This is a genomic window from Psychromonas ossibalaenae ATCC BAA-1528, assembly GCF_000381745.1.
Classification (GTDB): Bacteria; Pseudomonadota; Gammaproteobacteria; order Enterobacterales; family Psychromonadaceae; genus Psychromonas; species Psychromonas ossibalaenae.
Genome location: NZ_KB906975.1, coordinates 15,576 through 29,093 on the forward strand (window position 1 = coordinate 15,576; position 13,518 = coordinate 29,093).

Below are 13,518 nucleotides of genomic sequence, written 5' to 3' on the forward strand. Positions count from 1 at the left end.
AGTTGACCTTGAAAGGATAGCAGAATAATGCAGCTAAGCTTAATTCCTTATTTTTAGTAAGTCTTATTGTTACCGTGAATAAGTAATACTAGAATACCAAAATCATAGGCATGACAGCATGGAGTAAATAGCTTGAAAAAGTATTCAATCTATTATTGCGTAATTAATCTCAGGAGAGAAATATGAATATAAGCAGAAGGCCGGCAGGAATTGGATTTATGGGGTTGTTAGGTGGATTACTGCTGTTTTTGCTGTTTGGCATGTCAGAAGGAAACGCTGCCGGTAATGCCATTATCGATCCTGTCACTGATATGGAGCTAGCATTCATCAAAGAGGGCTGTTATCAGATGGGGGATGTCTTCGGTGATGGTTATGATACTGAAAAGCCGGTCCATGAAGTTTGTATTGACGATTTTTATATGGGTAAGTATGAAGTCACACAGGCTCAGTGGCTGGCGGTTATGGGGAGTAACCCTAGTTCTTTTACAGGAAATAGTCGGCCGGTTGAAAATGTCAGCTGGAATGATGCGCAGAACTTTATTCGTAAGCTCAATCAGAAAAGCGGCAGAAAATATCGTCTGCCGACGGAAGCTGAATGGGAGTACGCCGCACGCAGCGGTGGTAAAAAAGAAAAATATGCCGGGAGCAGTTCTGCAGAAAAGGGAGCTTGGTACAGCGATAACAGCGGCCAAAAGACGCATTTTGTTGGACAAAAGTCAGCCAATGGACTTGGTTTGTATGATATGAGCGGCAATGTCTGGGAATGGTGTGTTGACGGTTTTTCCGAAAGCTTTTATAGCCAGAGTCCGCGTAACAATCCGCAGGGGCCTGCTGCTGATTCAGATCGCGTCAGTCGCGGCGGCAGCTGGATTAGTGATCAACACGGCGTGCGTACAGCCCGTCGTAATATAAATAAGCGAGATCATCAAAGTAACAGTATAGGGTTCAGGCTGGTTCATCCGGCAGATCAAAGTGAAGATAATAAACCTGCTCATGAGAAGCCTCAAATTTTAACCGCTCCCGAAGCGCGTTGGGAGTTTGTTGAATCAGAACCGGTTGCCTTTGTTAGGGGAACCCATCATTACTTCTCAATTGAATATCAGAAAAATCAGGTTTATTTAGCGATGTTTTTGGGCTCTAACAGCCCGTTTAACAGGGCTGGAGATATAACTGTTGATGGTAAGGTATTGTCAGCATATTCCAATTGTACAGCAGGAATTACCAGTACCTGCGGCATAGCCAGCTCCACAACTTTTGTTGTCGCTCTGGATCTTAAATCGATTGGCCAGCTGCAGAAAGGATCGGAACTTCGGGGAAAGGTAAAGACTGAAGACGGCCGCCAATACGATCTGCGAGTTCCTCTGGCCGGTTCGAGAGCGGCTATTCAGAAGGCTCAGAATATATGGATAAAAAAGGGAACGAATGATCTGATATTCGCTCTGCTGCATCGAGACCGAAAAATGGTCGATAGATATTTGGGTAAAGGTAATTTTAATATAAATGCGGCGGATGCTGAAGGACGTACTCCTCTGTCTATCATTAATCCATATCAGGAATCTGCAGCAGATGACGAACGAAGCTTCATTCGCCTGCTGGTAAGACACGGAGCCGATATTAATGATTCGAAATTAGGCACTTCGTTTGCTGATGTTACGCAAGATGGAAGTGTCGATTTTATTCGTTTTTTACTTGAACAGGGGGCTGATCCCAACAGCAGAGATTCTAGCGGCAACTCCGCACTTCATAATAGTTTTACAAATGATGATTTTGAAAAGATATACAAGATGCTGGTCGCTGCCGGGGCTGATAAATATGCTAAAAATAAAAAAGGCTTGACCTTACTGCACAGGGCGATGCAATGGAGTGAGAGTATGGTTGAGTTTCTTCTCGCACAAAGGTTTGATGTTAACCGGAAAGATAAATTCGGTAGAACGGCGTTATTTTTTGTTTTTACAAATAAATATATTGTATCTAATCCTGTTGGTTTTATCCCGCGAAGTGTTGATTATGATACCGTCAAACTGCTGTTAAAAAATAATGCTGTTATCGATAAAGAAGCTATCAGAAAGCATTTACAACGGCAGCTGTTAAGCGACGAAGACGATTATTATGCATCAAATAATCTAGAGCAGTTAGACAGGCTGGAGCAGTATTATATCTACTTTAAAAACAAAACAAGTGATCATGTACAGGTTGCGATCCGTTATAAAAATCTGCAGGGTGACTGGGTGACTAAGTCTTGGTTCAAGTTATCTCCCGGCAAACGAGGGCGTGTAGCGATAAGCAAAAATAGAATTTTTTATTATTATGCTGAAACAGGTGATGGTGCCTGGGTATGGGAAGGAGATGATAAGTTCTATTATGTTCAGGGCAGAGACAATCAGAAAGGATTTATAAAAAAAACCATTTCGCAAAAAAAGAGAGGCGGTGAATATACTTTATCTTTTACGGATTAACCAAGGGGTAAATCGAAATCGGTAAAGGCGGGCACTAGTAAACTTTGAAAAGCTTTCAAGGTTTGCTAGTGTCTTAGTACTGTATTTGGGCATGCTGGTTTTTTCTATTGTTTGCTTATGGATTGCTCTTGATATTTCAGTAAAATTTTCTGCGCTGTTTTCTTGCCCCACTCTTGACCTATCGCATAACTTTCCCGCACTATGTTCGGCTGGATCTTGATAATCTTTTTGCCGGCAGGTGTATTATAAAATGCATTAATAGCCTGAATGTCCTCTTCCGTTAAATATTTTTGATATACAGGGATAATCCGGTTTTCAACTTCATCGACATCGATTTCTGATACGGCATCTGTCCAGAACGAGTCTGGTGCTTGAGGAAGCATTTTTTTTAATGAAGGGATCATACGGTTGAGCATCTGCATGCCTAGGCTGTCTGGACCGCTTGCATGCATTAAGGTCTTAACACTTTCTGCTGATGCCGGTTTGGCGACAGCTGAATAGGGAGTGAAAACGGTGCCGATAACAAAACAGATTGTCCATAAATAATTCATTTATAAATCCTTTTTTGAGTATGATAGACACTTGTTAAATGCAGAACTACAGCTGCAATAAAGAAAAGCATTACCGGCTGCTGTAAATTATTGCAGCCGTCTGCTTGTTTTTATGTTCGCATGTTTATTAATGTAAGCCCTGTTTGCTGTTTTTTGCAAGTCAGCCTTTATTAATCGGCAGGCTTATTAATACTTCTACACCTAAATTATCTTCACGGTTACGAATCGATATTTTACCCTGATGGAATTCAGTGATCATTTTGGCGATAAACAGCCCTAAACCTAAATGGGTTTTATCTTTGCTGTTTTTTGCACGTACTGAGACCATAGAATTCAGCAGCTCATCACTCATATTTTCCGGCAGCAGCGGGCCGATATTCGCCACTGTTAACAGTGCACTGTCCCCCTGTTGTTTGAGGGAAATGTGAATGGCATTTTCCTGTTCACTGAATTCCATTGCATTACTGATCAGTTTATCAAACAGCTGCACAATAAAATCAGGCTCAGCGTGAATCGGCAGTATCTTATCCGATTTGTAAAGTTCAAACTTGTACTCACTGTAGGTCATCTGATAACCCTGAATACAGCCTTCAACCAGCTCGTTAAGCGGGAAATATTCTTTGTCGCTGCTCTGCAGGCTCTGCTCAATGCGGGTTGCTTCGCTCATGCTGGTTAAGATGCGGTTTAAACGAATAATACCTTTCTCTGCGCGGTTTATGTATTTCTGGCTCTCTTCATTCTGCGGCAGCTGCGACAGATTTTCTAATGATGAACGGACCACGGCAACCGGGGTGCGCAGCTCATGAGACAGACGCGAAGAGAGGTTTTCCAGATAATGATGGTACTGGCCTAAACGGTTAACCATATCCGATAAACCGCGTGACAGATCACCAATTTCATCTCCGGACTTTGACGGAGTGAAGGGCGCTAGAATACGACCTTGATCATCAATAGCATTATCTGCCTGATCACGCAGTTTACGAATGCGTGAGGCAATATTGGAAGCAAAAACAAACAGCAGCAGCGTGCCGACAACTATGATGCTTAGCAGCACATTAAACAGCTTTTCAAGGGCTTTATTACGCAGAGTGCGGATACCGTTAGTGGTTTCTTCGGCGACCACTATGCCCATGACTTTATCGCCGACCATTATCGGGTGAGCAGCCGACAGGATCATCGCTTTATTATCGTCAGTTAGACGCCAGCTTGACTGAGATTTACCGTTTAAGGCGTCCTTGATAAACTTGCTGTTCAGCTGCGTAGAATCCGACAGATCGTCAATAAAATCATGCGGCGGGCGGGATAAAAACAGATCATAAAGCGGCGCCAGCAGCTTGTCTTGTAATTGATACCATAGCGAATCCTCGGAAACCTGTTCCTGGTAGTCCGGGGCCCAGACGCCGTCTGCCTTACGGATATCTCCGGCTTTAGCCAGTACCCGCTGGTGGCGGTCTACTACCCAGATCCGCGAGCGCGTATGACTCATGCCTTTTATAATACGTTCAATCTCCGGAGAGGGTACTAACACAGTGCCCAGCTGCTGCAGATCTCGTGTATTAGAAGTGGCGATAATGTTATTTACCCGGCGTTTGTTTTTATCGGAAACGGTATGCAGGGCAAAGCCTAATTTATTACCGAGCATATCTAGAGGCAGACGGAACTCTATGTTGTATCCCGCTTCGGTCTCTTTCCAGTAACCCTGAATACGTTTTTCACGCTGCAGCCGGCTGATATCACTACCGGGATCCGGCTGCAGAAAAGCATTAAACCAGCCGCTCTTATGAACCGAGATAACATAACGCCGCAGTATCCCTGAGGGATCAGAAAGCGCGATAATGAGATGGTCATTTTTGTCTATCTGGCGGGCATTTTTCTGACGAAAAACCGGATACTTATCATTTACCTGAAAATACCCGTATAAATAGCCGTCTTTTTTGCCCACCATATGGGTAAAGGAGATAGGGTTATTTGTGTTTTTATCTGCCTGAAAGCGTACATATTCAGGGCCGTAAAAGAGACTCTGGCTTTTATTGGCTTTCCAGTCATCTAGAAAACCGTCTATCTGAATCGCCTGTTTTATTGTGTAGGCGTAAAGATCTTTACCGGCATCAACCTGCTGCAGGAAGCTTGCCTGTGAGTTAAACAGTTTGGGGCGCTCATGCAGTGCGGTAGCAACGGCGCGGGTGGTGCCGATCAGCGTCTGTTCCTGTCCCTGACGTAGAAACTTTTCCATTTCCCACACATATTCATAACCCAGCCAGGGTAATATCAGCAGAAAACTCGCTAAAAGAATGACTTTACTGCGCAGCCCGAGTGAAAACTTCTTCACAGCTCTGTTTCCTGGGAAATATCCCAACGGTAACCCATACCGTAAACGGCGGTGATTTCATCAAAACCGGGGTCTAACTTAATGAATTTTTTACGAATACGTTTGATATGTGAGGTAATGGTATTGTCGTCAACCACCATATTGGCATCCTGCATCAGCTGCTGGCGGTTACGTACCATACCAGCACGGTTTGCCAGAGCATGTACTATCCAGAATTCGGTAATGGTAAAATCAAGCGCCTGCTTTGACCAGCTGATCTGCATTTTATCGCTGTCGATAGTTAATAAGCCGCGCTGGATTATATTGTTCTGATTCGTGGGTTTCTGCATCAGATCGATACGGCGGAACAGGGCGCTGATGCGCACCATTAAATGTTCGAGTCCGATATCTTTGGTTAAATAGTCATCTGCGCCTAAACGCAGTCCGGAAATCGTATCAAAGTCATTATCGCGTGCGGTTAAAAAAATAATCGGTACCGTCGCAGAGAGCTGACGTAAAGACTGGCAAAGCATAAATCCGCCGTCATATTCATCACCTAAACCAATATCGATAATTGCCAGGTCGGGCAGGCGTACTTCAAATGCGCTAATTGCATCAATACGGTTTTCATAGGTATCGACATGATAACCGTGCCTGCTCATTAAATCGGCGTAGTTCTCGCGAATATTTTTTTCATCTTCAACAATTGCGATACGTTTCATTTTCTAACAACCTTGTTTATGTGTTTCTTAACAGCAGTATACGTTAAATATCCGCACTAAATAGTGACTTACTGCAATTGCCATTTTTCGGACACAATTGATCAGCATTCTGCCTTTTTGTTACCCCTTTAATAACACAACTGTCTGCTTAAATAGAATCATCAACATAACAGCTTAAAAGGGCAAACAGATGACTAATAATAAAAACCAATCAACGTTTAAAAAAACAACGCTAAGCATCATCGTTATTTCTGCGATTACCGGCGGATTAATCGCCTTAGAAAAATCTCAAACTCCTTTTGAATATTCGTCAGACGATGCGTATCAGGTAGAAAGCCTTACACGTGAACATGTTACACAGAGTATCAACACAACCGATGCCGACGAGCTGGCATTAATTGCCGAAGCAAACCTGATTCATCAGGAGTTAGATGACTATCAGCCGCAGAAACTGAACAAACTGCCGCAGAATATTGAAAAAAACGCGTCCGAGAAACCTGAATCACAGATATTAGCTGCCGCAGAATCAGCAGTTGTTACGGACAGCGTAGACAGCCTCGAAGAGCAGGTTGTAGTTGAAAACGAAATATTATTTTCCTTTGCATCAAGTGAGATAGATCCCTCCTATTTCCAGTCGTTGATTGAGACTGCTGAGTTTATAAAAAATGTCCCGGAGAATAATGAAACTGTGTGGCAGGTCGTCGGCCATACGGACCGCAGTGGTAACTCTGCATTCAATGTCAAACTGGCTAAAAAGCGTGCACAGGTAGTGGCGGCATTTTTAGTTGATAAGGGAGTAGATGAAGAGCAGCTGGCGATTGTGACCTTAGGTGACAGCAGTCCGGTACATCAGGCGCGCACCGTTGCTAATAACCGTTTAGACCGCCGCGTTGAGATCCATGCTTATCAGGCTGAGGTGACTGCGTTAGTTGAACAGTTAAATGAGCAAAGTCGCGAACTGGCAGCTGCCGAAAAAAGACAGCAGAAACAAACCGCGGAACAATTACAAGCAAAGTTAGAAAAACAGAGTCAAGTTACTGATAAACAGGAGCTGTCAGTAACAGAGAGTGGTTCGGAAAAGTTAAGCGTTAGTTTTGAAGATATAGACAATGCTGTTCTGCGCGACAGCCGTACAGTTTCAGCGACAATGGATTTTTAAGGAGGTTTTATGCGGTCACTTAAAGGAGTAGACAATAACCGCAGGCAGCAGTGGTTATTATTGGGCAGAACAATGGCCGCAGTGCTGTTGATCTGTAGCAGTTTCACGACAGCGGAGGCAGTCGGTGAAATAACACAAGCAGGTCTGGTTTATCAGGACAGTAATGGTATTAGCCGTGAGGCGCCTTTGTTAAGTACATCGGTAGAGATGAATGTCAGCGGCTTAATTAACCGGGTATCAGTTAAACAGGTCTTTGAAAACGATTCTTCGCAGTGGATCAACGCGGTTTATCTGTTTCCACTGCCGGAAAATGCAGCCGTTGATCACCTGACCATGAGGATCGGCAGGAGGGTGATTATTGGAGAAATCAAACAGAAGGCTGAAGCGCAGCAGATCTATGAACAGGCTGAAAGAGAGGGCAAAAAAGCCGCTTTAGTTGAACAGCAGCGCGGCAATATGTTTACCACTAAGGCGGCTAATATTGGTCCGGGAGAAAAGCTGACCATTGAGATTGAGTATCAGCATAGTGTTTCCTATAAAAGCGGCTTATTCAGCTTACGATTTCCGATGGCGATTACTCCACGCTACGCGCCTGCTGTGACTCCTTTAAGTACAGAGGAACGTCATAGCTATCTAGCTGGTCTTTTTCTAAATAAGGAGCAGGAAGTGGAGGGGGAAAGAGCCTCACAAGACTGGATATGGCTGGATAAGTGGCAGCGCTGGCAGGATGCCGCTGCAGGTTATCAGCTTGCTGAGCAGACGGTCAGCATGATTAAAACAAGCGCGGATCCGGCTCTGCTGGTGGATATTAAAATCAATCTGCATACACCGCTGCCGACAACTGATATTCAAAGCCCCTATCATGGTTTGAAAATTGAAAACAGAGAAGCTGATTTTAAGGTTATTTCCCTGTTCGATTCAACGGTACTGGCGGATCGCGATTTTGTTTTAAACTGGTCTTTGCAGCAGACGGAGCAGGCTGAAAGCAGCGTTTTTGTACAGGAAAAGGCTGTCGGCAGTACGCTAGAGAAATACGGTTTAGTAATGATGGTGCCGCCGGCGATGCAGTTCACTGAGAATGCACGTATTGCTAAAGAGGTTATCCTGGTGATTGATGTATCCGGTTCAATGTCCGGCACATCAATCGCACAGGCAAAATCAGCATTAAGCTTCGCCGTTGATCAGCTTGCTGAGAATGATACTTTTAATATTATTGCCTTTAGTAATAATACAGAATTTTTTGCCGGCAATTCTCTGCCCGTTGACAACCGCAGCAGAATAATGGCTAAGAGCTTTATTAATCAGCTCCAGGCCGGCGGCGGCACCAATATGCAGGCGGCCTTAAACGATGCCCTGTCCGAACAGCGTACCGTTTATCCTAATGAGCACAAAGATCTGCGTCAGGTACTATTTATTACCGATGCCAGTATCAGTAACGAAGAGCAGTTATTAACTCAGATTAAGCAGCAGCTGGGGGCAAGCCGTTTATTTATGGTAGGTATCGGATCGGCGCCTAACCATTATTTTATGAAAAGCAGTGCGCAATTGGGGCGCGGTACCTATACCAGTATTGGTGATGTTAATGAGGTACGCTCGAAAATGTCGGCATTGTTTACGCAGCTTTCAGCACCGGTATTGCGTGATATTAAACTGACCTGGGAAAACGGCAGCGAGGTGGATTACTGGCCGAAGCCGCTAACGGATCTCTATCAGGGTGAGCCGCTTCAGGTGGTGATGAAAATACCGTCGGGTGAAAATAAACTGCAGGTTTCCGGATTGAAAGTTGAAAACGGCGCAGCTCAAAAATGGACACAGGTATTGAGTCTAGATCAGGAGCAAAATGGCGCCGGCATTGATATTTTATGGGCAAAAGAGCAGATAGACAGTATTGAACTTAACCGTGAGCTGCCCGTTAGTGAGAAAAAACAGCTGATCACAGCGTTAGGGCTTAACTACCATATTGTCACTAAACACACCAGTCTGGTGGCTGTTGAACAGCAGGTAACTCGTCCGCTTATGTTAAGTAGTGTTGATAAACAGGTTAAAACGCATCTTCCTAAAGGTAATACCATGAGCCTGCCGCAAACCGGATTAGGCAGCGGACTTTATCTGCGTATCGCTCTAATGCTGCTGTTATCTGCTGCTGTATTGTGGGCTGCTGAACGTCTGCTGAGACCTGGTATCTCAGAGCCGCGGGCTTAGGAGGTTTCTATGAAAGGGTTATTAAAGCGCTTTTCCAGCAAAAATAGAAAGCAGCGCTTAACTGTATTTCATAAACTGCTGCTGGTGATGGTGCTGGCTGCGCTGCTGCTGTTTAGTAAAGGCGCTTATATGCAGGGCAAAGCTTACCTTGCTCAGCAGCTTCTGACCTTTGCCTGGGCTCGTCATCAACAGGATGGTGAGCTCTATAAGGCCTGGCCCTGGGCAGATAGTGCACCATTTGCGCAGTTAACAATTAATGAACAGGAGCCTTTGATTATTCTTTCCGGGGCAACCGGCAGTAATCTGGCTTTTGCGCCTGCCTGGATGGTTTCAAGTGCTGCTTTTAATCAAGGTGCCAACAGCGTATTGGTCGGACACAATGATACGCATTTTAAACAGCTTGAGGATCTGCCGCCGGCAAGTTATATAACAATTAAGACTTATCCGCAGCTGCAGATGAGTTATCAGGTAGTCGCGACAAAAATCGTTAATGAAAAGGATCTGTCTGTGCTGGAAAACAGCGGCTTTGAAACGATAACCCTGATCACCTGTTATCCCTTTGATGCAGATATTATTAACAGTGATTTGCGGTTTGTGGTGATCGCTAAAAGGGTCCAGCAAAAGGAAACGGGAGTTTGACTTGAAGCCGGTTTTGTAGTTTTTTACTTCCACATTACAACTTATTAAGGTGATAATGCTCCCTAATGGCAGTGAACAGGGAGTTGTATTTTGTCGTCTAAGTCTTTAAATCAGGGTTTTACACTTATAGAATTAGTGGTTGTTATTATTATTCTCGGGGTGTTGTCTGCCGCCGCAGTACCAAAGTTCGTCTCCTTGTCTAAGGAGGCGAAAGTCAATGTGATCACCCAGATTAAAGTCAGTGTCAAAACGGCCAACGACTTTATGTTTCTTAAATCCCATATGCCAAGTTATGCCGCCCAGCCTGTGCCTAATCGTGATGATCTGATTGATGTTGATACCAATGGTGACGGTAGTTATGATACCCGTTTAAAATGGAATTATTTAGATAATACTGATATCGAAAAGCGTATCGATATTTCCGATGATTTTGCGATTGAATATCAAGGTATTGAATATACCTATCTTGGTTATGATACGGATAATGATAATCAGGTGCAGGATAATAACTGTTATTTTAAATATACCCAGGCATCAGCTCTAGGTGTGCCGCCAGGTTACAGCATTGAAGACAGCGGCTGTTAGCTGCTTAATAAAAAACCCGAAAAGATAAATCTCAGCGGGCTTTTTCGTTAAATATTCGAATATTTACTACTGCTTGTCAGCGGTAAAAAACTCGTTGTATAACATATACAGGTGAGCTGCGCTCCAGGAGAAGTTTGGTGCGCCTTGCTGTTCGCCAGTTTCAGGGTTGTAGTTCTCACGAATAGGGCTGCTTTCAACTAGACCATCGGCATTGTCGAAAAACTTATTGGCTAATTCTACTGCCTGGTCATGGTAACCGTACTGATCCATCGCTTGTATGCCGAAATAGAACTGATCTACCCAGACACGTCCACGCCAGTAGATATCCGCACCGTAGGCCGGGTTGGTTAAAGAAGCGGTACCAAGCGGCACATGGGTATTGAATTCATATTCACTTAACATAATTTCAATCACACGGTCTGCATTAGACTGCGAAGCTGCACCGTTAAATAGTGGTGACCAGCCTTCTGGCCCACGTCCACGCTCGACGATCGGTTTGCCTGCACAGCCGTTAGCCAGCTCTTTTTCTTCAATGCGGATATCATAGAAATAACCAGTCGTTTCATCAAACATACACTTATTGATATACGTAGAAAGGAAAGCTGATTTTTCACGGAACATAGCCGCATCTTCAGGCTTGCCTAAAATATCGGCCATCTCTGCCAGATACTTGTTATCCGTGTACATGTAGCTCGCCTGATCAACAGACTCCTGCAGTAAAGAGTAACCAACTAACTTTGCATCTGTATCACGGTTTTCAGCAAACAATACTTCCCAGTCTTCTCGTGAACCGCCTTCTTCAATGTAGTCTTGCAGCTGATCATCATCGATAAAGCCGAATACTGCCGCATCATCACGTCCTGACTCCCAAGAGGCAGCCGTCTGCGCTGGAATCTCAATATTGTCGTAGTCGCCTGATGCAATCAGTGCATTGTAGTTGTCAATACCCTCATAATCATTAGTTTCACCGTCAATGGTTGCTGTGTAGCGCATCTCTCCCCCAACAGTAGTGTGTGCTTTATCAACTGTCGCACCGTACTCTGGAACACCGTTGCCGTTAGTATCACGGTTGCGCAGCCACCAGTCATGATAGGCGACTAGTTTCGGGTACATCTCTTCTATCCAGGCTTTATCTTGAGTGGTGTTATACACTTCCATTACTGCCCATGATGCTAAACTTGGTTTGGTATTACGCTCATTCCAGTTACCACCGTCACCGCCGCGTTCGGGGCTAAGGTTGTAAGCAATCAGATCCGGGATAAAGCCTGCATCAAATGGACGAAGCGCATCATCAGCTTGAATCTGGTAGGCAAACATAGCTCGGATATTTTCTTTTGCTACGTGTGGATTAAAGTGCGCCATGGCAAATGCCTGTTTCCAGCTATCCCAAGGCCATGTCTGGTTACCGGAGAACCAGCGCGCCGTTACTGACGGGGTTACTGAGTCATGCTTCATCACACCGGCTTGACCACGCCAGTTGGCGGTTAAGGTTTCAATTGACTTCACAGCAACACGTGTCTGCTCGGTTGTTGCATCTTCATTGGTCAGGGCTAAATCTAAATACTCCTGCCAGCGGTTATCACTAGCATCCTGGTACTGTGTCGGGTTGTTTAATACTGCTGTGATTTTTGTCTGCTCTGCTGTATTTTCTTCTGTGGTTAACACATGCGTATAGGTGGTGTAGATGGTGGTATCTTGAGTGATTTCAGCTGTTGACGTGAATGATAGATCATCAATAGTGGTTTCCGTCTTAATGGATTTATTAATCTGGTATTCAGATTCACCCGAGGTCAACAGATCCCAGGTTGAACGTACTTTACCGAAAGTGACTTTTAAGCCGTTGTCAGTTTTAACCAGGGTTCTATTATAATCAGGGTATTCTTCAGTGATGCTTGCTTGAGATTGAGAAACCCCTTCTTTAGCATAAAGCTGTTCCATCAGTTCACCGTCCCATACCAGGGTCAATTCACTGTCTGTAGTGATTTTTGTTTCCACTAATGAAGTACGGTTGGTTGCAAAACGCAGGGTCATCTCTACGCTTACTCCGTCACCTGTCAGCTTTTGTACTAAAGCGCCCGGGAGACTGTATGCCTCCATGGTGAAATCAACCTTAACCCCGTCCTTGAATACACTTAGTCGGTCAAAGTTGTTTGACATAAAGTTAATGTACTCTTCAGTCAGCAGGGCGGTTCCTGGGAAGCCGCCCATGCCGTCCTGATTATCAGGCAGCAGGTGACCATGCCATGCACCTAAATCGAAAAGCGGACTGAAACGCTGATGTCCAGCGTCATCAGTATCTCGCATATACTCTGGTGAGCCGGTACGGTCGATGACACTTTTGAATTCGCTTACTTGAGGTGTAGTTGTACTGCTTTCATTGCTATCGGACTGGCAGGCACTTAGAACAAGAGCCATTGAAACCGATAGAGCACATAGAGTTTTTTTCATTAATTTAAATCCTTAGTGGCAGATTGTTATCTGTTTTTATTTTTCTCCGTCACCTTTTATTGATGAGTGGAGGTGGTTTTTTTTGTCATAATAAATCTCCATTTTTACCCATGTTCATGCTCTAAGACCGGCATCAATTTACTTTCAAATTAGATTGTTGTTAACCTGAAAATTTCCATATCGACGAATTATCAATCAGATAATTAAACCGGACCAGCAGTGTGGTTTTGACCCACTGACTATGAACACTGGAGCAGAAAAGGCCAAGTAGATTAATGTAACGGAATGTAACATCATGCGTGATGTAACCTTTTGGTTTTAAATGACTTTTGCTGTCTCTCGTTGATTATTAGATTACCTTTTTACGGCCGATCAAAAAGTTGCCAATGTATTTCAAATGACCTCTGTTGTTGATATGTTATGGTTAGTAAATAGTCAACTCGTAATT

The 13,518-nt window shown here is 44.2% G+C and carries 9 protein-coding genes; 5 read left to right on the top strand and 4 right to left on the bottom strand.

Features of this window, described 5'->3' with window-relative positions; all coding sequences use genetic code 11:
• Positions 1 to 182 precede the first annotated feature (182 nt).
• Positions 183 to 2,456, top strand: a complete 2,274-nt coding sequence (locus G327_RS25950; RefSeq protein ID WP_019613902.1) for an SUMF1/EgtB/PvdO family nonheme iron enzyme — start codon at positions 183 to 185, stop codon at positions 2,454 to 2,456.
• Positions 2,457 to 2,560: 104 nt separating this feature from the next.
• Here G327_RS25950 and G327_RS0106250 read toward each other — a convergent pair whose 3' ends face one another.
• The 3 genes from G327_RS0106250 to pdsR form a co-directional block, all read right to left on the bottom strand.
• Positions 2,561 to 3,007 (bottom strand): DUF2059 domain-containing protein, encoded by a 447-nt coding sequence (locus G327_RS0106250; RefSeq protein WP_019613903.1) that lies wholly within the window; start codon positions 3,005 to 3,007, stop codon positions 2,561 to 2,563.
• Positions 3,008 to 3,167: 160 nt separating this feature from the next.
• Positions 3,168 to 5,336, bottom strand: a complete 2,169-nt coding sequence (gene pdsS, locus G327_RS0106255; protein WP_019613904.1) for a proteobacterial dedicated sortase system histidine kinase — start codon at positions 5,334 to 5,336, stop codon at positions 3,168 to 3,170.
• Complete coding sequence (pdsR, locus tag G327_RS0106260) at positions 5,333 to 6,037, bottom strand: proteobacterial dedicated sortase system response regulator (RefSeq protein ID WP_019613905.1); 705 nt, start codon at positions 6,035 to 6,037, stop codon at positions 5,333 to 5,335. Before pdsR ends, pdsS begins: the two co-directional genes overlap by 4 nt.
• 190 nt (positions 6,038 to 6,227) lie before the next feature.
• Between pdsR and G327_RS0106265 the strand changes: the two genes are divergently transcribed.
• From G327_RS0106265 to G327_RS0106280, 4 genes are all read left to right on the top strand, one after another.
• The gene (locus G327_RS0106265; RefSeq protein WP_019613906.1) at positions 6,228 to 7,196 is read left to right on the top strand and encodes an OmpA family protein; all 969 of its coding nucleotides are present in this window, start codon (positions 6,228 to 6,230) and stop codon (positions 7,194 to 7,196) included.
• 9 nt (positions 7,197 to 7,205) lie between these two features.
• Positions 7,206 to 9,398, top strand: coding sequence for a marine proteobacterial sortase target protein (locus tag G327_RS24080; protein WP_019613907.1), 2,193 nt, complete (start codon positions 7,206 to 7,208; stop codon positions 9,396 to 9,398).
• A 9-nt stretch (positions 9,399 to 9,407) separates the two neighbouring features.
• The gene (locus tag G327_RS24085; protein WP_019613908.1) at positions 9,408 to 10,037 is read left to right on the top strand and encodes a class GN sortase; all 630 of its coding nucleotides are present in this window, start codon (positions 9,408 to 9,410) and stop codon (positions 10,035 to 10,037) included.
• A 90-nt stretch (positions 10,038 to 10,127) separates the two neighbouring features.
• On the top strand, positions 10,128 to 10,622 hold the full coding sequence (locus G327_RS0106280) for a prepilin-type N-terminal cleavage/methylation domain-containing protein (protein WP_425413783.1): 495 nt from the start codon (positions 10,128 to 10,130) through the stop codon (positions 10,620 to 10,622).
• A 66-nt stretch (positions 10,623 to 10,688) separates the two neighbouring features.
• Here the strand turns inward: G327_RS0106280 and ygjK are convergent, their stop codons facing one another.
• Positions 10,689 to 13,070 carry an alpha-glucosidase gene (gene ygjK / locus G327_RS0106285; RefSeq protein ID WP_019613910.1) on the bottom strand — a complete coding sequence of 794 codons (2,382 nt, stop codon included), beginning with the start codon at positions 13,068 to 13,070 and terminating at the stop codon, positions 10,689 to 10,691.
• Positions 13,071 to 13,518 lie beyond the last annotated feature (448 nt).